This is a genomic window from Pseudomonas sp. SIMBA_067, assembly GCF_046534675.1.
In the GTDB taxonomy this organism is placed as follows: domain Bacteria; phylum Pseudomonadota; class Gammaproteobacteria; order Pseudomonadales; family Pseudomonadaceae; genus Aquipseudomonas; species Aquipseudomonas putida.
This window is the reverse complement of the sequence record NZ_JAWRYH010001376.1, coordinates 1-235: the sequence shown is the minus strand read 5'-3', so window position 1 is coordinate 235 and position 235 is coordinate 1. Positions and strand designations below refer to the sequence as shown.

Genomic DNA, 235 nt, shown 5'->3' with positions numbered 1-235 from the left:
CTAATGCTACACCTGCAATTTTAACCCCTTCAAGGGCAATATTGGCCACTTCAGGTAATTGCACGCGTAAATTGTCTGTGTAGTCTGTCATTGCTTGGCGCTGTGCACTATTTAATGCTACTTGCTCGCCATTGATAGACAGCTCACCTTCAGCGGTAAATAGCATGTGCTGATTATTGGCTTTAAAAATTTCTAATTCATTAGGTTTGATGCGCACATCGTTCTTAAATTCAAC

1 protein-coding gene is annotated in these 235 nt (G+C 40.9%); it reads right to left on the bottom strand.

Going from position 1 to position 235, the window contains the following annotated elements; genetic code table 11:
- A partial coding sequence (locus SB765_RS33865; RefSeq protein WP_410933067.1) for a DUF2884 family protein occupies nt 1–235 on the bottom strand: 235 nt, incomplete at both ends.